The 19,044-nt window shown below is 63.2% G+C and carries 19 protein-coding genes; 4 read left to right on the plus strand and 15 right to left on the minus strand.

Going from position 1 to position 19,044, the window contains the following annotated elements:
- Positions 1–110: 110 nt before the first annotated feature.
- From ATE64_RS08045 to ATE64_RS21115, 3 genes are all read right to left on the minus strand, one after another.
- Positions 111–704 (minus strand): ferritin-like domain-containing protein, encoded by a 594-nt coding sequence (locus ATE64_RS08045; RefSeq protein WP_072378602.1) that lies wholly within the window; start codon positions 702–704, stop codon positions 111–113.
- An 87-nt stretch (positions 705–791) separates the two neighbouring features.
- Complete coding sequence (locus ATE64_RS08050; RefSeq protein WP_058454718.1) at positions 792–1,148, minus strand: nuclear transport factor 2 family protein; 357 nt, start codon at positions 1,146–1,148, stop codon at positions 792–794.
- Positions 1,149–1,260: 112 nt separating this feature from the next.
- Positions 1,261–1,782 carry a carboxymuconolactone decarboxylase family protein gene (locus tag ATE64_RS21115; RefSeq protein WP_082657667.1) on the minus strand — a complete coding sequence of 174 codons (522 nt, stop codon included), beginning with the start codon at positions 1,780–1,782 and terminating at the stop codon, positions 1,261–1,263.
- 186 nt (positions 1,783–1,968) lie between these two features.
- Between ATE64_RS21115 and ATE64_RS08055 the strand changes: the two genes are divergently transcribed.
- A complete protein-coding gene (locus ATE64_RS08055; protein ID WP_058454719.1) occupies positions 1,969–2,904 on the plus strand; it encodes an AraC family transcriptional regulator in 936 nt (311 codons plus the stop codon).
- A gap of 209 nt (positions 2,905–3,113) precedes the next feature.
- Here the strand turns inward: ATE64_RS08055 and ATE64_RS08060 are convergent, their stop codons facing one another.
- From ATE64_RS08060 to cyoA, 11 genes are all read right to left on the minus strand, one after another.
- Positions 3,114–3,644: a hypothetical protein gene (locus ATE64_RS08060; RefSeq protein WP_058454720.1), complete on the minus strand. Its 531-nt coding sequence runs from the start codon at positions 3,642–3,644 to the stop codon at positions 3,114–3,116.
- A gap of 392 nt (positions 3,645–4,036) precedes the next feature.
- Positions 4,037–5,281, minus strand: a complete 1,245-nt coding sequence (locus ATE64_RS08065; protein ID WP_082657669.1) for a site-specific integrase — start codon at positions 5,279–5,281, stop codon at positions 4,037–4,039.
- Between the two features lie 526 nt (positions 5,282–5,807).
- On the minus strand, positions 5,808–7,052 hold the full coding sequence (locus ATE64_RS08070; protein WP_058454721.1) for an acyl-CoA dehydrogenase family protein: 1,245 nt from the start codon (positions 7,050–7,052) through the stop codon (positions 5,808–5,810).
- A 95-nt stretch (positions 7,053–7,147) separates the two neighbouring features.
- Positions 7,148–8,059 carry a LysR family transcriptional regulator gene (locus ATE64_RS08075; protein ID WP_058454722.1) on the minus strand — a complete coding sequence of 304 codons (912 nt, stop codon included), beginning with the start codon at positions 8,057–8,059 and terminating at the stop codon, positions 7,148–7,150.
- Complete coding sequence (locus tag ATE64_RS08080; protein WP_058454723.1) at positions 8,059–8,592, minus strand: response regulator transcription factor; 534 nt, start codon at positions 8,590–8,592, stop codon at positions 8,059–8,061. The genes ATE64_RS08075 and ATE64_RS08080 overlap by 1 nt, the downstream gene beginning before the upstream one ends.
- Positions 8,589–9,905 carry an ATP-binding protein gene (locus tag ATE64_RS08085; RefSeq protein ID WP_082657670.1) on the minus strand — a complete coding sequence of 439 codons (1,317 nt, stop codon included), beginning with the start codon at positions 9,903–9,905 and terminating at the stop codon, positions 8,589–8,591. The genes ATE64_RS08080 and ATE64_RS08085 overlap by 4 nt, the downstream gene beginning before the upstream one ends.
- The gene (locus ATE64_RS08090; RefSeq protein ID WP_058454724.1) at positions 9,905–10,606 is read right to left on the minus strand and encodes an SURF1 family protein; all 702 of its coding nucleotides are present in this window, start codon (positions 10,604–10,606) and stop codon (positions 9,905–9,907) included. Before ATE64_RS08090 ends, ATE64_RS08085 begins: the two co-directional genes overlap by 1 nt.
- The gene (gene cyoD, locus ATE64_RS08095) at positions 10,603–10,968 is read right to left on the minus strand and encodes a cytochrome o ubiquinol oxidase subunit IV (protein ID WP_058454725.1); all 366 of its coding nucleotides are present in this window, start codon (positions 10,966–10,968) and stop codon (positions 10,603–10,605) included. The genes ATE64_RS08090 and cyoD overlap by 4 nt, the downstream gene beginning before the upstream one ends.
- Positions 10,965–11,591: a cytochrome o ubiquinol oxidase subunit III gene (cyoC, locus tag ATE64_RS08100; protein WP_058454726.1), complete on the minus strand. Its 627-nt coding sequence runs from the start codon at positions 11,589–11,591 to the stop codon at positions 10,965–10,967. Before cyoC ends, cyoD begins: the two co-directional genes overlap by 4 nt.
- 4 nt (positions 11,592–11,595) lie before the next feature.
- The gene (gene cyoB, locus ATE64_RS08105; protein WP_058454727.1) at positions 11,596–13,602 is read right to left on the minus strand and encodes a cytochrome o ubiquinol oxidase subunit I; all 2,007 of its coding nucleotides are present in this window, start codon (positions 13,600–13,602) and stop codon (positions 11,596–11,598) included.
- Positions 13,603–13,619: 17 nt separating this feature from the next.
- Complete coding sequence (gene cyoA / locus ATE64_RS08110; protein ID WP_058454728.1) at positions 13,620–14,795, minus strand: ubiquinol oxidase subunit II; 1,176 nt, start codon at positions 14,793–14,795, stop codon at positions 13,620–13,622.
- Positions 14,796–14,950: 155 nt separating this feature from the next.
- Here cyoA and ATE64_RS08115 point away from each other — a divergent pair, with 155 nt between their 5' ends.
- The 3 genes from ATE64_RS08115 to ATE64_RS08125 are packed head-to-tail and all read left to right on the plus strand — an operon-like array spanning position 14,951 to position 18,322.
- Positions 14,951–16,279 (plus strand): MFS transporter, encoded by a 1,329-nt coding sequence (locus ATE64_RS08115; protein ID WP_058454729.1) that lies wholly within the window; start codon positions 14,951–14,953, stop codon positions 16,277–16,279.
- On the plus strand, positions 16,272–16,820 hold the full coding sequence (locus ATE64_RS08120) for a molybdenum cofactor guanylyltransferase (protein ID WP_058454730.1): 549 nt from the start codon (positions 16,272–16,274) through the stop codon (positions 16,818–16,820). Before ATE64_RS08115 ends, ATE64_RS08120 begins: the two co-directional genes overlap by 8 nt.
- 41 nt (positions 16,821–16,861) lie before the next feature.
- On the plus strand, positions 16,862–18,322 hold the full coding sequence (locus ATE64_RS08125) for an ATP-binding protein (RefSeq protein ID WP_058454731.1): 1,461 nt from the start codon (positions 16,862–16,864) through the stop codon (positions 18,320–18,322).
- Between the two features lie 26 nt (positions 18,323–18,348).
- Here ATE64_RS08125 and ATE64_RS08130 read toward each other — a convergent pair whose 3' ends face one another.
- Positions 18,349–18,921, minus strand: a complete 573-nt coding sequence (locus ATE64_RS08130; protein WP_058454732.1) for a TMEM165/GDT1 family protein — start codon at positions 18,919–18,921, stop codon at positions 18,349–18,351.
- Positions 18,922–19,044: the final 123 nt, after the last annotated feature.

The following is a 19,044-nucleotide window of genomic DNA, read 5'->3' on the forward strand; positions in this document are numbered from 1 at the left end:
TGCCTTTGGAATGCTGGAGTCGTCGACGCATAGAGTCGACCCATAAGTGCGCGCAGAGACGCTTAGCGTATATCTGTGCCCGTTCTATGTCCTGACCCCGACTTGCCATATCAGCCGAACAGATACGCAGATTTGGGCATCGCGCCGCCCGCCGCGTTGTTGAGAATGGCCCAGTGAACCGCTTCGTCTGTGCTAAGTTGCGCGAAGAGATGTGCCAGCTTGTGGTCCTGCAACGCAGCGATCTGGCCGACATAGGCGTTCGTCGCGCCCTGTTCGAGGCCGGCAGCAAACTTAATGACATCGCCTTCTGACTTGAGCGCGCCGATGTTAAGTGCCGAAATATACTCGGCATCGGTCTTGGGTTCGACAGGCTTTGCACCAGCCGTCGCGATCAGCTTGGCAAGTGAATCGCGGTGCCCCTCGTGATGGCCGAGGAAAACCAACGCAACGTCGAGCACGCCTTTGCTGAGCAGCCCGCTTCCGCCGGCAATGCGATACGCAGCGATACCTTCATGTTCAAGTGCAAGAGCACCCTGCATCACGCCGACATCTGAGCTGACGGTATCGCCGCGGCGCGCTATCTTGCGTGGCGCGGCCAGCAACGGTGCGTTAAGGGTGGCGAGCCCAAACCCAGCCGCGGCAATTCCAGCTGAACGGAACAGGGCACGGCGGGACTGGATGGCAACTTCATTTTCATTGGACATGAGATTTCCCTCTGTTGGAGTAGTAAATTACCCGCCCGCTGTGCGCCGGGATTCAAGTCGAAACGGAGCCAATCGGGTCGCCCGAGATCAGGCCTGGGTGTAGTATTTTTCTGAGACGATCTTGCCGTCCCGCCAGGTGCGCACGAGCGTTTCGTGCCAGATGATCGGGCTGCCATCATCGGCCGTCATCTTGAACGTCCATTCGCTCGCCGAGAAATTGTCCCCGACGGCCTGGCCGTGCAACGTCGCGCTTTCGAAGCTCTTCAGGCTCGCGAAAAAGCCTTCAAGATGTGCGCGCTCTGCAGCCTTCGAAGTGCGGCTTGCGCCATCGGGTTCGATGAATACGCAATTGTCGGCATAGTACTGGTCGATCGACTCAAGGATTCTGCCCTGAGCGGTGAGCGCGTTTGATGCGCTTTCGGCAGCTTCTATTGGATTGGTCATTGGCTTTTCCTTCGGATTGAATGTGATTGAAGACTGAGTTGGGCCGGTTCGCTGGGGGCGGCGAACCGGCCCGTTCGGGTCGCCTAAACAAACAAGGCGCTCCGCGAACGCATCAGCGGGAGATCATTTTCGGTCCCCGCGATATGGTTGAAGTAGTTCGTGAAAATGCTGAGTGTGATGTTCGCGACAGTCTCGACACCGGCCTCATGATCGAAACCGGCGTGGTGAGCGTTGCGAGTTGAGCTGCCGTTGTCTGGCCACGTAGGCGAACGACTTCGCATGTGACGCCCGACAGAGCGGCGGTCTTGGGATATGACGATCTGCCAATCAAATTCCTGGCCATTTCGTCGGACGAAAGACCTGCTCCCTTGCCGCATCCCGTATGCACCGAAGCGCAATAATCGCACACATTGGCACCGGCGACAGCGAGCGCAATCTGCTTGCGGTTCACATTTGACAGGCTTCCTGCGGCGAGTGCCCCGGCAACTCCAGGACAACCACTGCGCCCGGCCGGTGATTGCGCCATGGTGGCAAAAATTTTTGGCAAGCCGCCCATCTGCTTCTTCACCGCATACAGCAGGTCTTGGGTTTTCGACGGCGCAGACGCGGCATCAGTCTGGGGAATGGTCTCCACTACAAATCTCCGGGGCGGTTCCTGGCGAAGGGTTAGCAGTTCCGTCGATGCTTGGTTGCGCTTCGGTGGGAGGTAACGCAATGCCGTGGCGCGATTTTACGATTTCTGGTCAATTCATTGGGATGACCTGCAACGTTTCACGAATAGTCTTGCGGATTTAGCGGACGCCGGTGCTATGCAACCAGCATGACCGATGTACTCAGCGACGTGCTCGACACAGTAGCACTGAAAGCCGCAATTTACTTTCGCACCGATTTTTACCCGGCGTTTAGTATCGCCGTCCCTAGCTACAGGCGTGCAGCGCGCTTTCACCTGGTGGTACAAGGGACGTGCTACGTCACCCTCGCCGATGGGACGCGCACAAAGTTGCGAGCTGGCGATCTTGCCCTTGTTCCCGGCGGCGCTGGCCATTTGCTGTCGAGCAGCGAAACCGTTGAAGGGCAACCGCTTGGCGATGTCATACAGCAAGCAGGCTTCACGGGCTCGGGGCCGTTCATCGTCGGGAGCGGCGAAGCCGGCGAATCCTGCCAAATGGTATGCGGCCATTTCTCCTTTGCCGATGGTGCAGACCACCCGTTGCTGCGTTCGATACCGGACTTGTTGCATGTTACCGCAGCGGACCGTGCATCACGGCCCATGCTTGACGACGTTCTGCGCCTGCTTGTGCGCCGCATGTTTGAGGGCGAACCGGGAGCCACAGCCAGCGTCAGCCGCCTGTCCGAGGTGCTGTTCATCGAGGCGATACACGCCGGCATCGCGCAGGCGCCCGAAATCAGCCGTTTGATGTCCGCTGTCTACGATCCTCAGATCGGCAAAGCACTCAGCCTTATTCACGGTGATGTCGCCCATGGATGGACTGTCGAAAGCCTAGCGGCGGCCGTGGGGATGTCGCGCAGCCGCTTTGCCGAGCGCTTTCGCGAGCTGGTTGGCAGTGGCCCGATGGCCTATATAGTGGACTGGAGGCTTCAGCGTGCGCTCAACCTACTCGCGGAAAGCAATGTCCCGATAAAGACGGTTGCCAATCGCGTTGGCTATCGCTCGGCTGCCGCTTTCACGCGCGCGTTTTCAGAGCGCTTCGGCTGTTCGCCCAAAGAGCGAAGGATGAGCAGCAACGCAGCGTAGAAGTGGCGAAGCCATCGCGGTCGACCGCATAAACTAATTCTTGCTTTTGCTTTATCAACTCGTCGAGCCTGTTCATGACTTTTAGAATATTGATGTATTTTCCCGAATTCAAACTATTGATAGGCGATCTAATCAGCCGGTGACGAAAGATACGGCAAATGCTGTATCTGAGCAATAGGGTGGTGCATGGGCGTCAGACCTGAATACGCCTAGGGTCCCGCATCCTCGAGCAATTCCAGTCGCCGCGTGAAGTTATCAGGCTCCCCGTCATGCAACTCGAGAAAGCGATTGGCCTCTTTGACAATCCGCGCCACTACCACCGCTTCGCGGTCGATTTTTGCCTGGGCGTGGAGCCACTCGGTGACTTCCAGCCAATCCCAGAGAGGACTGTTGGAGGTGACGCGCGCAACCGGATTGGGGAAGCCCGAGCCACGTTCCGCCTTGGTGTAAAGCGAGATCGCCTGACGGGTGAGGCCGGAACGCTCGGCAATGTCACTGAGGTTCACCAGATAATCCGGCTCGACCCGTTCGATCTTGGCACCCGTTTTGAGCATATCCCTATAAGCGGTTACAACAGCTTTGGAAAATGACACAGCTTCACGGGCGAACTCGGCGATAATCACGCCCTTCTGGAACGAAAGAGTCGCGTCGTCGCAACCGGCCTCGAAGAAGCGGTCTTCGTAGCCGTCCGCCTCGGGATCGAGGCCGGAGGCGACAATCGTGAACTCATGCGTCTTCATCTCACTCACTCCGCTTGCCCGTGCGGGCACCGCGCCACATCCCGTCGTATAGCCTTGGCATGGTTCTCCGCATTGCGCGGCGTGCTCCACACCGAGACCATGCAACCGTCCGGGTCAGCCCAAGCGCAGTAGAGCCGCCCCCAGGCGTGGCCACTGATCGGAACGACCCGCCAGCCCAGCGTTTCCGCATGGGCAACAGCCGCTTCAATCTCCTTGTTCGGATGGCGTGGCCTAGCCATTCAACCGACTTCCTTATCGTCTAACTGTTGACAAATGTCAACGGTATTTGCGGTACCGCTTTGGTTGCACTGCCGTGCTGCTGCGCTACGTTCGTCACGGGCCGAGAGGCGAAGCAAGCCATGCTCTGGAATCAGACCCTGCGTCTCATTGGCCTATGTCGACAGGAGGGACCGCAACTTCGCGTCCCAAGCATCGAGAGCGGTGCGCTTCTCATCGTCATATCTGTAGCGGTTGTAGATCCCCGCGACCCCTGCCCTTGTTCCGCTGATATGGTTGAGCACGCTTTCTGTCACCTCGACGGGGACTCTCAACGACTGGAGATGGGTTGCGCCGGTTCGGCGGATATCGTGCAGCCGCCAGTTTGGAACCTCCACCTCTGCTGGGTCACCGCCCTCCTCGACCTGCTTCGCCTTCAGATATGCAATCATGTCCTTATGGAGCGCCGCCCTTCCCTTAAAGAATCCCGAGACGGGGGTCGTGCCAGTGGTCGTGAACACGAGGCCCTTGCGCTTCGGGCCAAGCAGCTGCAGCTCTGCCAAAGCGAGGCTTGTCAGCGGTATGACATGTTCCTGGTCATTCTTGGCCCGATCGGCCGGCAAGGTCCATCGGCGCGCATCGATGTCGATTTCGGACCAGTCCATCTCTGCAACTTCCTGACGCCGTTGCATCGTCAGAATCAGCATCCGGACAAAGGGTCCCCAAGGCCATCCCGAATTCTCGGTCGCCCTCCACAGGGCGACAATCTCTTCGTCACTGAGCACCCGACGGCGCGACGGGACGGCCTTTGGAGCTTTCATCCCGGCCAGCGGCGAGACATCGATATCCTGCCGGTCGGTTGCCCAGTTGAAGAACTTGCGCAGGAGCGAGTGGATCTCTTTGCGCCTCGCCGGGCGATCGGAATACTCGTCCAGTACCTTCACGATATCGGCGCGGGTGATCTCATGGACAGGTCGGTTGCCCCAGCGTGGAATAAAAACATTGTTGATCGTGCATTGCGCCGAGCCCCACGTCCCCCGCCAGTTTGGCTTGAGATAGAGCTCCACGAACCTCTCGCTGTAGGTCCGAAAGTTCAACGTCTCTTTTTTCCGCTTTGCTTCACGCTTGGCTTCGACCGGATCGATCCCTTGATAGACCTGGACCAGCAGCCGCTCGGCTTCCTTGCGCGCAGTGGCAGGCGTCCATGGACTGCCGACAGGCCCGATGGTCTTGCGGCGGGCTGGCCCGCCATCGACCCGATACTGGAACACAAAGGACTGTGCTCCTCTTGGCGTGATGCGAAGTCCGAAGCCCTTCAGCCGGGGGTCCCACACGTAAATGTCGCGGTGCGGGTCCGGTTTGACTGACTGGATTGTTCGCAGTGTGATTGACTGATTCGGCATGATCTGGCGCTCGTCCACGTAATCGCCACGTAATCAGATGTCGGGATTACGCTGGCGTAGCGAAGGGTAATCCACGGCGGATTTATTCCAACCGTTTCAAGCCTTTGAGCGTAGTCTGGCGTAGTATTGGAAAGGAACGAAAAGGGCACAAAGCTCCGCTCTTAATCAGCGGGTCCTAGGTTCGAGCCCTAGTGCGTCCACCATTTTTCAATAACTTGATCGTTGGCTTAGATTGACGCCGGCCAAGAGCTTGAGCCTCGGCGGCTCCGAACTGTGACCATTTTTGTGCCCTCCCCGCGAAACCGCGAATGAAGGGCTTCTTCTGCTGCCCTCCATCCCTGACGACCGGAACGGCGGCGACGCATTCGTGGCGCGGCGGCTTGGCAGCGGCCGCTCGTTGCCGGCTATCGCATCCCTATCCAGCATGGATGCGCCCCGCCTTCACGGCCCGACGGATCGTGACGGCGGGGGCACGGTGGCGCAATTCGCCGCGGCAAGGTTGGAAGGCCGTACCCCCTCCCCGCCCCCTCCCGCGACATCGTGGTCAGTGCCGGCCGAGTTCGTCGCGGCCGACGACCATGTAATGGACCTCGTCGGGACCGTCGGCGAAGCGCAGATGACGCACATCGGCATAGAGCTCGGCAAGCGGGGTCCAGTGCGAGATGCCCGTCGCGCCGTGGATCTGGATCGCCTGGTCGATGATCTGGCAGGCGCGCTCGGGGATCATCGCCTTCGCCATGCTCACCCAGACCCGCGCCTCGCGGTTGCCGAGCAGGTCCATCGCCTTGGCGGCCTTGAGCACGATCAGGCGCATCGCTTCGATATCGCAGCGCGCTCGCGCGATGACTTCCAGATTCTTGCCGAGCTGCGACAGCGGCCTGCCGAAGGCAGTGCGCGAGTTGCCGCGCTTTACCATCAGGTCGAGCGCGACCTCGGCCTTGCCGATGGTACGCATGCAGTGATGGATACGGCCCGGCCCCAAGCGCATCTGCGAAATCTCGAACCCCCGGCCCTCGCCGAGCAGAATATTCTCGCGCGGCACGCGGACATTGTCGAACCGCATGTGCATATGTCCCTGCGGCGCATGGTCGGCGCCGAACACGCGCATCGGGCCGAGCACCTGCACGCCCGGCGTGTCCATCGGCACCAGGATCTGCGAATGCTGACCCTTGCGTGATGCTTCGGGGTTGGTCTTGAGCATGCAGATCAGGATCTTGCAGCGCGGATCGCCGGCGCCGCTGATGAAATATTTCTCGCCGTTGATCACCCATTCGTCGCCGTCGAGTACCGCACTCGTTTCCAGATTGCTGGCATCCGACGAGGCGACGCCGGGTTCGGTCATGACATAGGCCGACCGGATTTCACCATTGAGCAGCGGCTTAAGCCAACGCTCCTTCTGCGCGGGAGTACCGACCATTTCGAGAACTTCCATATTGCCGGTGTCGGGCGCCGAGCAGTTCAGCGATTCCGATGCGAGCGGCGACTTGCCGAGTTCGGCCGCGATATAGGCATAGTCGAGGTTGCTGAGCGGCGTTCCCGTGTCGCCGTGCGGGAGGAAGAAGTTCCAGAGGCCCGCGGCCTTTGCCTTGTTCTTCGCCTCTTCGAGCAGTTCGAGCTGGCCCGGCGCCCAGCTCCAGCGATCAGCGCGATTCTCGCCCAATCGGAAGAATTCTTCGGTAATCGGGTCGACGTTTTCTGCGATATGACGTTTCACAGCGTCGAAGAGCGGCTGAGCATCCTTCGACATACGCAGGTCGTTAAGTTCCGCTTGAAGTTCGATTTCGGTCATGGACGGCTCTCCGCTGAAGCTGGCGCGATGCTAGTCGCGCTCAACCATCGATCAAAATGATAGGTCGGAATATATGGTATTCGTCTGACGAATAGTCAGTCGGGCTTGGCCATCTCGTTGATGATGATCCTGCGTAGCCATTCGAGCGCCGGGTCGGCCTGCGCCGCCTGATGCCAGTAGAGGTAGGTTCCGCCCCGATCGACCGGCAGCGGCAGGTCGAGAAGTTGCATCGGCCACACCGCGTCGAGCACCTCGGCATGCGAGCGCGGCAGCGAATAGAGCATGTCGGATCCGGCGATGATCTGCCACGCGGTAATCGCATGTTGGCAGCGCACGGCTACCCGGCGGCCAAGCCCCATCCGCTCCAGCGCCATATCCTCGATCCCCGGGCCGTGCGGACGCGCCGTCGCGACGACATGATCGAGCGCCAGATAGGTATCGAGGTCGATCGCGCCATCGACTCGGGGATGGCCCCTGCGTGCGACGACGACGAGCGGCTCCGTGCCGAGAAAGTGGCGGCACAGCCGCTCGTCGGTCGGAAGCGCAACATCGAGCGCGAGGTCGAGATCACCGTTCGCAAGCGCCGTCACCAGGTCGCGGCGGCGGAAGGTCACGCTGGCGAGCGCGACGTGCGGCGCATCATGCCGTACGCGGCCAACCAGCGACGAGAAGCGCGGCATTTCGCCCGACAAGCGGACGCCGATGCGGAACTCGCGCGTCGACTGCACCGGATCGAAGGATGCCGCCGCATCGAGCGCCGCGTCGAGCCCGCGCAGCGCCTCGCGCACCGGCCCGGCGATCGCCCGCGCCGCGGGTGTCGGCACGAGCTTGTTACCCTGCCGTACGAACAGCGGGTCGTCGAAGGCGTCGCGCAGCTTCGCGAGTGCATGGCTGATCGCGGGCTGTGACAGGTTGAGGTGGCGCGCGGCGGCCGATACGCCGCCTTTGGAATGGATCGCGTCGAATATCTGCAGCAGGTTAAGGTCGAAGCGTGCCAGCCGCCGCATTATTTCACCTGCCGTTTCTCGAGCTTCCGCGCCAATGTGCGACGATGCATCCCCAGCCGCCGCGCGGCCTCCGAAATGTTGAAATTTGCTTCGACCAGCGTCTGATGGATATGTTCCCACTCGACGGTCTTGATCGACGACGGCCTGGCATCGAGCGGCGCATCGACGTCGCCTTCCGCTCGGTCGAACGCCGCTTCGATATCGTCGGTGTTCGACGGCTTGGCGAGATAATAGGACGCCCCCAATTTGATCGCCTCGACCGCGGTCGCGATGCTGGCGAAGCCGGTCAGCACCACAATACGCATCGCGGGATCGACTGCGCGCAGCATCTGGACGCAGGCAAGCCCCGAAGCATTGCCGAGTTTCAGATCGACGACCGCAAAGCCCGGCTGCCAGTCGTCAAGCAACGCCGCCGCCGCCTCGGGACTCGACGCGACCCGCACTGCATAGTCGCGCTTTTCGAACGAACGCTTCAGCGTCCGCGCGAAGACATCGTCATCCTCGACGATCAGCAGTTGCCGCCGGCCACTCACACCGCCTCTCCTTCGGCGGCGACCGCCGACAGCGGCAGGACCACGCGCACCACCGCGCCGCCGGCATCGCGGTTGGCGACGCTAGCGCTGCCGCCAAGCTTGCGCAGCACATTGACGAGCAGGAACAGTCCCAGCCCGCCGCCCGGCCGCCCCTTGGTCGAGCTGTAGGGTTGGCCGAAGCGCTCGATCATCTCGTCGCTGAATCCCGGCCCGCGATCCGAAATCTCGATCACCGCCATGCCGCCGTCGCGCGACGCGGTGAGGGCGATCCATTCGGGCGAGACTTCGGAGGCATTGTCCAGCACGTTACCGATCACCTGCCGCAAGGCAGGGTCCGAGATGATCGCGAGGTCGGCACCGAACAGGTCGTTGAATTCGACCGTCCCCGGCATTCGCCCCGCCCGCGCCTCCTCGACCAGGGCAGTCAGAAAGGCGCGCATCGTCGTGACCTGCGGCGCCTCGCCGCGTGCCTCGCCCGCCGACATCAATATGCCGCTGACGATCGCCTTGCAGCGCCGCACCGCCGCATCCATGTCGGCCAGATCCTGTTGCAAGTCGGTATCGCGGGCGATCGCCGGCGCCGTCTTCCAGTCACCGATCAGCACCGACAAGGTCGACAGCGGGGTGCCGAGTTCATGCGCCGCGCCCGAGGCGAGCAATCCCATGCGCACGATATGGTCCTCCTCCACCGCGCGCTGGCGACTCGCGGCAAGCGCAGCGTCGCGCTCGCGCAAATTGCGGCTGATCCGCGTCACGAACGCGACGAGCAGCACCGCGATCAGAAGGAAGCAGACGAGGCTGCCTTTGAGGTAGAGCCCCATCGGATCGGCGGCATAGGGAGGGGGCAGCAGGAGCGGCGTCGGGTCGACCGCAAGCACCCCGATGGCCGCCAGTGCTGCGACGACAATCGCCCACGACGATGCCGGGGTCAGCAACATCGCGCCGATCACGACCTGCAACAGGAACAGCGAGGCGAAGGGATTGGCCAGACCGCCGCTGTGATGGAGTTGCCAGCCAAGCGCGGCGACGTCGAAGAGCAGCACGGCCGTCAGTTCGGCGTTCGTCACCGCGCGCCCGCGGCGGAGCAGGGCGAGACTGGCGAAATTGATCGCGATCAGGACAAGGACTGCAGCGAGCAGCGGCGCCCGCTGAAGCGAAATTCCCATCGGCCCGGTCACGATACCGATCGTCGCGAGTTGCCCGCCCACGGCGAGCCAGCGGAGCTGGATCAGCAGCGCCATGTTGCGGCGGCCGGCATTCGCTTCGGCGGGGGCCTCGGCCGCCACGGTCGGCAGGGTTGCGGTACTGGTCATCAATCCCGGATACGCCACAGCCGCCACGCAAAAAAGAGGCTGAGCGCGCAAAGCGCGAACCATGTCAGCGCATAGACCAGGTGATTGTCGGGAAAGCCGACGATGGTGAGCCCGCCAACCGGGTAGCCGCCACGGTTGGGCGCGCCATCGGCATCGACGAAATAGGGCGCGGTCTCCCCAAGCCCCCTCGCCTTCGCGATCGCTGCAACGTCGCGCGAATACCAGCGGTTCGCGGCGGGATCGTTAGTGCGCAGGAAGGCGCCGCCCGGTTCGGTCACGCGGAGCAATCCGGTAACCTCGACCTCGCCGGGCGGATTGCCAGTCGCTCGCGCCGCGGTTGCTTTGCGGTCCTTCGGCACAAAGCCGCGATTGACGAGCAAGGTGAAGTCCGGCGTCTCCAGTGGCGTCAGCACCCAATAGCCCGCACCGCGCTCCGTAACCGCCTGTACCAGGGTTTCGCGGTCGTGAAGGAAGCGCCCGGTTGCGCTCACGCGTCTGTAGGCGTCGTCCTTCGCATTGATCGTCGGCCATCGACCTGGACCGGGCGCCGCAACCGGCGGTGCATGAATGCGCGCATCGACCGCCGCGACAAGTTCATGCTTCCACGCCCGCCGTTCGACCTGCCAGATACCGAGCGCCGCGAGGCACGCCGCCGCAACCAGCGCCGCGGCGGCGAAGGCCGCCCGGCGGGGGCGCGTCACGGCAATTGGCTCACATCGTGCGGCGGCATCATGTTGGTGTTGAGATGGTGCATCACCCACAGCGAGCCCGCGAGCATGATCACCACGACGATGATCGTGAAGGTCAGCGAAGTGATCGACCAGCCGCCCTCGGCCTTCGGAGACATGTGGAGGAAATAGACCATATGAACGACGATCTGGATCGCCGCGAACGCCATGATGATCGCCGCGGTTGCTCCCGCCGAGAACGGCCGCTCCATCACCAGCCAGAAGGGAATGGCGGTCAGGATCACCGACAGGACGAAGCCGATCACATAGTCGCGCATCGACGCGTGCGGCAGCTCGATCTCGTCATGACCGGCGGCGTGGGGATCGGCGCTCATCGCAGCACTCCCATCAGATAGACAATGGTGAAGACGCCGATCCAGACGACGTCGAGGAAATGCCAGAACATGCTGAGGCACATCACGCGGCGCTTGTTCGCGGCGATCAGACCATGCTTGCCGAGCTGGACCATCAGCACGACCAGCCAGACGATGCCGAAGGTGACGTGCAGCCCGTGCGTGCCGACCAAGGTGAAGAAGCTCGACAGGAAGGCGCTGCGCTGCGGCGTCGCGCCGATCTCGATCAGGTGATGGAACTCGTAAAGCTCGATGCCAAGGAACGCGAGGCCGAAGAGACCCGTGATCGCGAGCCAGAGCTGGACGCCCTTCACCTTGCCCTGCTGCATCTGCAGCACCGCAAAGCCGTAGGTGATCGACGAGAAGAGCAGCATCGCGGTGTTGAGCGCGACGAGCGGCAGGTCGAACAGATCCTTCGGCGCCGGGCCGGCGGCATAATTGCCGCCGAGCACCGCGAAGCAGGCGAACAGGATCGCGAAGATGAGGCAGTCGCTCATCAGGTAGATCCAGAAGCCCAGCATCGTGCTGTGCCCCTCGGGATGGGCGTGCTCGTCGAGGTCGTAGAACCGGACAGAATCGCCCGCAGTGACGGTGTTTGCGCTCATCGGATCAGGCTCCGGCCGCCAGCTGGCGGGTGCGCGCCTCTTCGACTGCGGCGACCGTGGCCGCCGGAATGTCGAAGTCGCGCTTGTAATTGAAGGTGTGGAAAATCGCATAGGCGATGGTCGCGGCGAAGCTGGCGATCACCAGCCACCAGATATGCCAGACCAGCGCAAAGCCCATCGCCAGGCAGAAACCGGCAAGGATGATCCCCGTCCCCGTATTGCTCGGCATATGAATATCGCGGAAGCCGCCGACCGGACGTTCGTGCCCGCGCGTCTTCATATCGTGCCACGCATCGAGATTGTGGATCACCGGCGTGAAGGCGAAATTATAGTCGGGCGGCGGCGAACTGGTCGCCCATTCGAGCGTCCGGCCGTGCCAGGGATCGCCGCTGTCGTCGGCCAGTTCCTTGCGCTTCCAGATGCTCACGCCGAACTGGATCAGCATCGCGGCGATTCCGCAGGCAATCACCCCCGCACCGATCGCGGCAATGACGAACCATATCTGGAGACCCGGGTCGTCGAATACGCGCATCCGCCGCGTCACACCCATCAGGCCGAGGATATAGAGCGGCATGAAAGCGAGCCAGAAACCGACCACCCAGCACCAGAAGCTGACCTTGCCCCAGAAGACGTTCAGCTTGAACCCGAAGGCCTTCGGCCACCAATAGTTGATCGCCGCGAATAGTCCGAACAGCACGCCGCCGATAATCACGTTGTGGAAATGCGCAATGAGGAACAGCGAATTGTGCAGCACGAAGTCGGCGGGCGGGACAGCGAGCAGCACGCCGGTCATGCCGCCGACGACGAAGGTCAGCATGAAGGCGATCGTCCACATCATCGGCAGTTCGAAGCGGATGCGGCCGCGGTACATGGTGAAAAGCCAGTTGAAGAGCTTCGCGCCCGTCGGGATCGAGATCACCATCGTCGTGATGCCGAAGAAGCTGTTGACGCTGGCGCCCGACCCCATGGTGAAAAAATGGTGCAGCCAGACGAGGTAGGACAGGATGGTGATGCACACGGTCGCATAGACCATCGACGTGTAGCCGAAGAGCTTCTTGCCCGAGAAGGTCGAGGTGACTTCGCTGAACACGCCGAACAGCGGCAGGATCAGGATATAGACCTCGGGGTGTCCCCAGATCCAGATCAGGTTCACATACATCATCGGCGAGCCGCCGAGATCGTTGGTGAAGAAGTTCGTGCCCGCATAGCGGTCGAGGCTGAGCAGCGCGAGCGTCGCGGTCAGGATCGGGAAGCTCGCAACGATCAGGATGTTCGAACAGAGCGAGGTCCAGGTAAAGACCGGCATCTTCATCAGGCCCATGCCCGGCGCGCGCAGCTTCAGGATCGTCACGATCAGGTTGATGCCCGACAAGGTCGTACCGACCCCCGCTATCTGAAGCCCCCAGATATAATAATCGACCCCGACATTGGGGCTGTAGGCGATCCCCGACAACGGCGGATAGGCGAGCCAGCCGGTCTGCGCATATTCGCCGACGAACAGCGAGACCATCGTCAGCGCGGCGCCCGCGGCGGTCATCCAGAAGCTGAAATTGTTGAGGAACGGAAAGCTGACGTCGCGCGCGCCGATCTGCAGCGGGACGATATAGTTCATCAGGCCCGTAATGAACGGCATCGCCACGAAGAAGATCATGATCACGCCGTGCGCGGTGAACACCTGGTCATAATGGTGGGCGGGCAGATAGCCTTCGGACCCGCCGAACGCCATCGCCTGCTGCAGGCGCATCATGATCGCGTCGGCGAAACCGCGCAGGAACATGATAAGGCCAAGGATCATGTACATGATCCCGATGCGCTTGTGGTCGACGGTGGTGAACCAGTCCTTCCACAAATAGCCCCACAGGCGATATCGGGTGATCAGGCCTAGGACGACGAGGCCGCCGACGGCGACGCCGAGGAAGGTAAAGATCAGGATCGGTTCGTGCAGCGGCAGCGCCGCGAGCGACAGCTTGCCGAAGACGGGATCGGTCGGGGGAAGCGGAGGCGGGGTCATGACAATCTTGGCTGCCTTCAGGACATCGGTCGGGGGGTAGATGCGTTGAGCGCCGTGCGCTCGGCTTCGCCGGGGCGCGAAAGCCCCTCGCCCTTCAGCGGCGCGGGGTTCACCGGCCTGGCGTCGGGGCGGTCGGCCGACTTCATCTGCTGGCTGCACAGCGCCGCGACATAGCGCACGCTCCAGCCCGCGAGGTTGCCGGTGCCGCGCGCGGCAAACTTGTCATAGGCGACCGACCGGACATTCTGGATGCCCGCAATGCCCGCGCCGCCCCGGGCGTCGATCGCCATCATGTCGTGCATGCACATCTTGCCCGGTTCGACGCACATGTTGACCACCGCGTCGAAAAGCTGCGGGTCGACGGTGGCGAAATGGCGCACCGGCTCCTTCTCGCTGGGCACTTCGAGCTTGAGATAGGTCGCGCGATCAAGGCCGCCATCGGTCGACGCCTTGGCATCGGCGACCCATTTGTCGAAATCGGCGGCCGGCAGGCTCTTCACTGCGAAGCGCATATGCGAGAAGCCCGCGCCCGAATAATTGGCGGAAAAGCCTTCATACTCGCCGGTCTTGTCGAAAATTCCGTGCAGCTTCGTTTCCATGCCCGGCATGGCATAGATCTGCCCCGCGAGCGCCGGGATGTAGAAGCTGTTCATCACCGACGAGGCCGAGATGCGGAAGCGCACCGGGCGATTGACCGGCAGCGCCAATTCGTTGACCGTCGCGACGCCCTGTTCAGGGTAGATGAATAGCCATTTCCAGTCGAGCGCGACGACATTGACGTCGAGCGGCTTGGCGTCGGCCGCAACGACCTGTTCGGGCGTCGTCGCAAGCGGGCGATAGGGGTCGAGCAGGTGCGTCGCGACCCAGGTCAGCGCCCCGAGGCAGATGATGATCAGCAGCGGCGCCGACCAGATGACCAGCTCGAGCTGGGTCGAATGGTCCCAGTCGGGCTTGTAGGTCGCCTCCTTGTTGTTCGCCCGGTAGCGCCACGCGAAAAAGATCGTCAGGGCCATGACCGGAACGATGATCAGCAGCATCAGCACGGTCGAAATGACGATCAGATTGCCTTGCTGGCGCGCGATGTCGCCCGCGGGGTCAATGACGACCAGACCGCAGCCCGAGAGCAGCGGCAGCGCGGCGAGCGGCGAAAACCGAAGTATCCTGGCGAAGAAACGAGGGAGATTGCTTGGCATGACGCGCGCCTAGGCCTCCTTTGTTGCACTGCACATAGGACATTTTGTCCAATCCCGCGAGCGCCGATCATCGCGCAGGGGCAATTTCATAACGGGCGCTTTTGCCCTATGATCGACTCGCGCCGCAAACCGGCGCCAGCAGCAGGACGCCAACTATGTCTGCCGAAACCGCGCCTTCGACGACCCCGGCCGAACGCGATGCCCGCGCGCTTCACACCGACGGCCATCCGATTTCTCCGGCCGAAATCGCTATCGGCGTCATCATAGGCCGAACGTCGGAATTTTTCGACTTTTTCGTTTATGCGATCGCGTCGGTTCTGGTGTTTCCCAAGCTGGTGTTCCCGCATCTCGACCCGCTGGAAGGCACGCTCTGGTCGTTCGCGATCTTCTCGCTCGCCTTCCTGGCGCGGCCGGTCGGCACCTTCATCTTTTCGTGGATCGACCGGACTTATGGCCGCGGCGCCAAGCTGACGATCGCGCTTTTCCTGCTCGGCGGGTCGACCGCAGCGATCGCTTTCGTGCCGAGCTATCATTCGGCAGGCATCGGCGCGGCGCTGCTGCTCGCGCTCTTCCGCATGGGTCAGGGCGTCGCGCTCGGCGGGTCGTGGGACGGCCTCGCCTCGCTGCTCGCGGTCAACGCGCCCGAGGGCAAGCGCGGCTGGTACGCAATGATCCCGCAATTGGGCGCGCCGCTCGGCCTGATCGTCGCCAGCCTGCTTTTCATGTTCCTGATCGCCGCCCTGCCTGCCGAGGATTTCCTCGACTGGGGCTGGCGCTATCCCTTCTTCGTCGCCTTCGCGATCAACGTCGTCGCGCTGTTCGCGCGGCTGCGCATCGTCGTGACGCCCGAATATGCCGAACTCTTTGAAGATCGCGAACTCGAACCCGCGACGATCACCGACACGGTGAGATCCGAATGGCGCGTCATCGCGGTGGGCGCCTTCGCCCCGCTCGCCAGCTTCGCGATGTTCCATATGGTGACGGTGTTCCCGCTGTCGTGGGTCTTCTTGTTCACCGAGGAAACGCCGATCCGCTTCCTGATGATCGAGGCGATCGCGGCGGTGGTCGGCGTGCTGTCGATCATCGCCTCGGGCTATCTCGCCGACCGTATTGGCCGCCGCACGCTTCTGGGCGGCACGGCGGCGGCGATCGCGGCGTTCAGCGGGTTCGCACCGCAACTCCTGGCGGCGGGCGAGGCCGGCGAAGCGGCATTCATGATCCTCGGCTTCCTGATCCTCGGCCTGTCGTTCGGCCAGTCGTCGGGGGCGCTGTCGTCGAATTTCTCGCCGCGCCATCGCTATACGGGTTCGTCGCTGACCTCGGACCTCGCCTGGCTGTTCGGCGCGGGCTTCGCGCCGATGGTCGCGCTGTGGTTGTCGAGCGAGTTTGGCCTGCTTGCGGCAGGCGGCTATCTGCTCTCCGGCGCCATCGGCACGCTCGTCGCGCTGTGGCTCAACCGCGAACTGGCGCGCACGATTGACTGACGGGCCCAAGACACGAACCGCCGGCGTCGTCCTCGCCGGCGGCCGGTCGGAACGCTTCGGCAGCGACAAGGCGGCGGCGCTGTGGCGCGGACGCTCGCTCGTCGACTGGTCGGTCGCGGCGTTGGCGCCTTACTGCGATATCATCTTCATTTCGGGACGCGATCATCCCGCGCACGTCCGCGTGCCCGACCGGCCGGAACCCGGCCTCGGCCCGCTGGGCGGCCTTGCCGGAGCGTTGTTCGCGGCGCAGGAACGGGGCTGCGACCGCATCCTGTCGCTTCCTTGCGACACCCCCGAAATACCGGCAGGATTGCTCGACAGGCTCTGCGCGCAGGATAAGGCCGCATATGTCGATTCCTGCCCCGTGATCGGCATCTGGCCGGTCGCCGACGCTGCGCGGCTCGAAGGCTGGCTGGCGTCCGGGAAGCCGCGTGCAATGCGCGCCTGGACCGATGAAATCGGCGCCATCCCCGTCTCCGCAGGCGGTCGGATCGTCAACGTCAACCGCCCCGCCGATCTCGCGCATCTCGATCGCGGCTGACCGGTTGCCAAGCCTGCAGGCGCCCGATAGGGGCTGGTGCAGTGAACAGCAGCATCGAAATCGGAATCGACGAACGGGGAACCGCGGTTCACGTCAACGTACAGGAACTGCTCGCGACGCGCCTGCTCGTGCAGGGCAATTCGGGGTCGGGCAAGTCGCACTTGCTGCGCCGCCTGCTCGAAGAGAGCGCGGGGCTGGTCCAGCAGGTCGTGATCGATCCCGAGGGCGATTTCGTGACCCTCGCAGACCACTACAGCCACATCGTCGTTAACGCGGGCGACTATAGCGAGCGCGAGATCGCGGCGATGGGCGCGCGCATCCGCGAGCATCGCGCATCGGTGATCCTCGCGCTCGATACCCTCGATATCGAGGCGCAGATGAGCTGCACTGCGATCTTCCTGAACGCGCTGTTCGACGCCCCGCGCGAGCACTGGTTTCCGGCGCTGGTCGTCGTCGACGAAGCGCAGATGTTCGCCCCCAGCGCGTCGGGCGACGTGTCCGACACGGTCCGCCGCGCGAGCCTTGCCGCAATGACCAACCTGATGTGCCGCGGACGCAAGCGCGGCCTCGCCGGCGCGATCGCGACGCAGCGGCTCGCCAAGCTCGCGAAGAATGTCGCGGCCGAGGCAAGCAATTTCCTGATGGGCCGCACCTTCCTCGACATCGACATGGCGCGCGCCGCTGACCTGCTCGGCATGGAGCGGCGGCAGGCCGAGGCGATCCGCGACCTTGAGCGTGGCCATTTCCTTGGGCTTGGCCCGGCGATTTCGCGGCGGCCGGTCGCGGTCAAGATCGGATCGACGCAGACCTCTACGCGCGCCGGGACGCACGGCCTGCTCCCGCTCCCGAGCGCCGAGCCACAGGATATGCGGACGATGCTGTTCGCCGAGTTGGAGACGCAGCCGCTGCCGACCCCGGCTGTTGCGCCGCAACCCGTTGCGGCGCAGGACCTGATCCGCCAATTTGCCGAACAGGAGGCCGACGACGAAGCGCCCGTGGCCGCGCCCACATTGTTTCCCGAGGTCGAGGCGCTCGACGCCGAACCCGCGATCATCGCCGCGCTCGAGGAAATGCTCGCCGATCCCGACTGCGCCTTTCATCCCGAATCCTTTCTGTATCAGGACTTTTCGGTCCGTTGCCGGATGCAGCGGCTCGGCCGCGTGCCGCTCGACCTGCCGCAATTCCGGCGGCGCTTCGCGCTCGCCAAGGGCGGCGTGTTCGATCCCGCCGACGCCAAGTGGCGCGAACTGCTCGAGGCCGCGAGCCGCCTCCCCGACGACATGCTCGCCCCCTTCGTCCAGATCGCGCGTGCGGCGATGGAGGGCAGTCCCTGCCCCGACGACGACGCGCTCGGCCGCGCCTATGGCACGCGCTCGCCGGGGCGCATCCGGCGGCTCGTCGAATATATGGAAAAGCAGGGCGCGATCGTCGTCCGCTCCGATTTCGGCGGCCGGCGTTCGATCGGCATCCCCGAACTGGGGCTGAGCACCGAGGCGGAGTAATCGAGACAGCGGGCCACCGCGAAGGGTCAGCCGATCCAACCCGCCGTCTGCGCGAGCACCCAAAGGCCGATGACCAGAAACAGGGCCGCCGCCGCGATCCGGACCTTCGCGAGATCGACGCGTCTCAGCAGCGCATTGCCCAGGAACACCGCCGGCACATTGGCGATCATCATCCCCAGCGTGGTACCCGCCGTCACCAACGCCACATTGTGATACTGCGCGCCAAGCGCGACGGTCGCGATCTGCGTCTTGTCGCCCATCTCGACCAGAAAGAAGGCGACAAGCGTCGTCAGGAACGCCCCGAAACGCGGCTTTGGCGCGTCCTCATCCTCGAACTTGTCGGGGATCAGCGTCCACGCCGCCATCGCCACGAACGACAGGCCGACCGCATAGCGAAAAACCGGGCTATCGAGGAAAGCCGCCGCCTGTGCGCCCAGCAGCGCGGCAAGCGCATGATTGGCAAGCGTCGCGACCAAAATTCCCAGGATGATCGGCAGCGGACGGTTGAACCGCGTCGCGAGCAGCATCGCGAGCAACTGCGTCTTGTCGCCGACTTCGGCGAGAGCGACGATCGCGGTCGAGGTGAACAGGGCTTCCATGAACAGACTCCGGGGCCGGGCGGCAGGCAATTCCAACGGACATCGTTCCCCGCCGCCCGGCCCGGACGGAAGGTTCGATGCCATTGGTCTCGCCCAAGCGGTGATCCGCTTCCTCCGCACCAC

Source organism: Sphingopyxis sp. H073 (assembly GCF_001468395.1).
Classification (GTDB): Bacteria; Pseudomonadota; Alphaproteobacteria; order Sphingomonadales; family Sphingomonadaceae; genus Sphingopyxis.